Annotated in this window: 2 protein-coding genes; both read right to left on the reverse strand. The window is 49.9% G+C overall.

Annotated elements, in window-relative coordinates; genetic code table 11:
- Window positions 1-131 precede the first annotated feature (131 nt).
- On the reverse strand, window positions 132-2,045 hold the full coding sequence (locus NZ772_15270) for a DNA-directed RNA polymerase subunit gamma (protein MCS6814915.1): 1,914 nt from the start codon (window positions 2,043-2,045) through the stop codon (window positions 132-134).
- A gap of 122 nt (window positions 2,046-2,167) precedes the next feature.
- Window positions 2,168-3,928, reverse strand: a 1,761-nt coding sequence (locus NZ772_15275) for a DNA-directed RNA polymerase subunit beta (protein ID MCS6814916.1), incomplete at its 5' end; no start/stop codon positions are given.

Consider the following 3,928-nt stretch of genomic DNA (forward strand, 5'->3'; position numbering starts at 1 on the left):
GCTTGCTATCTCCATCCCTTATCTGTGGTTCACTGGTTAATTTTGCGTCCCTAATAGTTGTCCGGTTCAGATCTGGGAATCTCTGACCTTAAAGCTCTCATTATCAATGCACACTGACCCTTGACTTCTGCCTATACCATCAGTGCATCATGAATAACTTTGTTGTAAATTACACGACCTGGAGTGGTGCGTATGTACTGAGAAATCAAATTCCCATCAGCATCTTCACGGACTCGCCGCAGTTGAGCACCGGATTTTTCGCCAGTATACAACTTAACAACGGTGCCGTCAGGACTGGTTTCAACGATCGATTCTACTTCAGTCTCACCGGACTCCACATCACCGTCGAATCTCACCCAGATGTAGGCATGAAGATCGAGTTGGCGTTGCTCAACATCTTCGTAGGCAGCGATCACATCATCCAAGCTGGCAAAATACCGACCTTCGCCACGCTTAGCGTTAGGGTTGTCAGCCGTCAGGTAGTAACAACCTAAAACCATGTCCTGACTGGGTGTAATCACTGGACGACCAGTAGCAGGGAGCAAAATGTTGTTAGAAGCTAGCATCAGTAAACGAGCCTCTGCTTGAGCTTCTAGAGACAGCGGCACATGCACCGCCATCTGGTCACCGTCAAAGTCTGCATTAAAGGCTGGGCATACTAGGGGATGGAGTTGAATTGCTCGCCCCTCTACTAGAATTGGCTCAAATGCCTGAATTCCCAATCGGTGAAGAGTTGGTGCCCGGTTCAGTAGGACTGGGTGACCTTCAATCACATCTTCCAACACATCCCAAACACTGGCATCACCACGTTGAATCAGCTTTTTTGCAGCTTTGATATTGTTGACTAGACCTTGGCGAATCAACCGATGAATAACAAAGGGCTGGAACAGTTCGATCGCCATCTCTCTGGGTAAGCCGCACTGATGGATTTTTAGCTTAGGCCCGACTACGATTACTGAGCGGCCAGAATAATCTACCCGCTTACCCAGCAAGTTTTGCCGGAACCGTCCCTGCTTACCTTCAATAATGTCAGACAGTGACTTCAAGGGACGATTGTTAGCCCCAACAACCGTACGCCCCCGCCGACCATTATCAATTAGGGCATCCACTGCCTCTTGCAGCATCCGCTTTTCATTGCGAACAATAATCTCTGGAGCTAGAATTTCTTGCAGTCTAGCCAAGCGATTATTGCGGTTAATCACTCGCCGATAGAGGTCATTTAAGTCAGAGGTGGCAAAGCGACCGCCGTCAAGCTGAACCATTGGGCGCAAATCGGGTGGAATCACTGGAATAACCTCCAGCACCATCCACTCAGCCTTAGAACCGGTAGCCACAAAGTTGTCAATAACCCGCAGCCGCTTGATTAACTTCGCCCGCTTTTGTCCCTTGGACATAGCGATTTCTTCGCGCAGTTGTTCGGCTTCGGCTTCTAAGTTGATATCCTGTAACAACCGATGAATGGCTTCCGCCCCAATGCCTACTTCAATGCCACTTAGCTGGGAATCTTCACTGTAAATTTGATCCTCAATTTCTAGCCACTGATCCTCGGTCAATAACTGCTTGTAGGTCAGGTTTAATCCATGTTCCTGAGAATTACCGACATTCAAGACTACATAGGCATTGAAATAGACAATCTGCTCTACATCCCGCAGAGGCATATCCAAGAGAATGGCCATGTAGCTAGGAATTCCCTTGAGATACCAGACGTGGGTCACTGGTGCTGCTAGCTTAATGTAGCCCATGCGGTGCCGACGTACACGAGATTCGGTTACTTCTACGCCACACCGCTCACAGACAATGCCCCGATGGCGAACGCGCTTGTACTTGCCGCAGTGGCACTCCCAATCTTTTGCAGGGCCAAAGATCCGCTCACAAAACAAGCCGTCCATTTCTGGCTTGAGTGTGCGATAGTTAATTGTTTCTGGCTTGGTGACTTCGCCAACCACTTGGCCATTAGGCAGGGTACGCTCTCCCCACTGACGAATTCGTTCCGGTGATGCCAGCCCAATTTTTACGTAATCAAAGCGTTGCTCTAGCTTTGGCATGGGTCTCGTGTCCTTTGGTAATAGCAATCGTCAATGTCATTGATGGATTGTCTGTGGCTACTTGTGCGTATCCAAGGAATGGTTACCAATCGCAACCAGCTAGACAATCAACGAACAGCAGGCTATAAATCTTCTTCAACAAATTCCTCACGGGAAAGGGATTCGTAAGTTGGCCGAGATGGAGTACGACGACCACCCACATCAGCCATGAGGTCAACTTCCACATCACGACTAGTACCGTCTTCTTTAGTCTCCACCTTGTGTACCGCTACGTCTAAACAGAGGGACTGGAGTTCTCGCATCAACACCTTAAAGGACTCTGGTGTGCCGGGCCGTGGAATGGCTTTACCTTTGACGATCGCATTCAGTGCTTCATTCCGCCCTTGCATGTCATCGGATTTCACCGTTAACAGTTCCTGCAAGATGTATGCAGCGCCATAAGCTTCCAAAGCCCAAACTTCCATTTCTCCAAAGCGTTGACCACCCTGCTGGGCCTTACCACCCAGAGGTTGTTGAGTAACCAATGAGTAGGGACCTGTTGATCGAGCATGGATCTTGTCATCTACTAGGTGCACCAGCTTCAGCATGTAAGCCTTGCCTACCGTCACTGGATTGTCGAAGGGCAGGCCCGTGCGTCCGTCGTAGACTACTGTCTTGCCGGGATGTTCAGGTGAATACAGCCAATCCCAGTTCTGGATTGGATCAGTTTTAGACTTGTGCTCTCGCGCTTCCTGCAACTTGCCATGCACGGTTTCGCGAGATTTTTCTAAGCCGTGCATCTCGTCAAAGGGAATGATCTTAAATCGGGCATCCAAATGCTCGCCTGCCCAAGCTAACAAGCACTCAAAGACCTGTCCCACATTCATACGAGATGGCACACCCAGAGGGTTCAGCACAATATCAACTGGAGTGCCATCGGGTAAGTAGGGCATGTCTTCCTTTGGCAGAATTCGAGAAACGATTCCCTTGTTACCGTGGCGGCCTGCCATCTTGTCACCAACTTGAATTTTACGCTTTTGCGCTACGTACACGCGCACTACCATGTTGGCACCTGGTGGCAATTCATCGCCCTGCTCGCGGGTAAACACGCGCACATCTACAACTCGCCCCTTTTCGCCGTTGGGAACCCGCAATGAGTTATCCCGCACATCCCTGGCCTTTTCACCGAAAATAGCTCGTAGTAGCTTTTCTTCTGGAGGCTGATCAGACTCACCCTTAGGAGTCACTTTCCCAACGAGGATATCGCCTGACTCTACCCAAGCACCAATGCGAATGATCCCACCCTCATCAAGTTGTCTGAGGGCATCTTCACCCACGTTAGGAATTTCGCGGGTAATCTCTTCAGGGCCAAGCTTGGTTTGACGAGCCTCAATTTCAAACTTTTCGATGTGAATGGAGGTGTACACATCGTCATAAACTAGCCGCTCACTGATCAGGATGGCATCTTCGTAGTTGTAGCCTTCCCATGGCATATAGGCGACTAGAATGTTCTGCCCAAGCGCCAGTTCACCGCCTTCAGTAGCAGAGCCGTCGGCCAGCACCTGACCAGCCACGACTCGATCGCCCTCAGTTACGATTGGCCGCTGGTTCAAACAGGTATCTTGGTTAGAGCGATGATACTTCTGGACTTGGTATTCCTGTTCATTACCGCTATCATCTCGCACGCGAATGCGATCTGCCGATACGTAGGTTACAACTCCATCTGTGCGACTAATAATCACCATCCCAGAATCTCGCGCCGCTTGGGCCTCTAAACCAGTGCCTACGAGAGGTCGCTCTGGACGTAGCAATGGAACTGCCTGGCGCTGCATATTAGAACCCATAAGGGCGCGGTTGGCATCATCGTGCTCTAGGAAAGGAATTAGTGATGCCGCTACTGAAAT

This window comes from Cyanobacteriota bacterium, from assembly GCA_025054735.1.
Lineage (GTDB): Bacteria > Cyanobacteriota > Cyanobacteriia > SKYG9 > SKYG9 > SKYG9.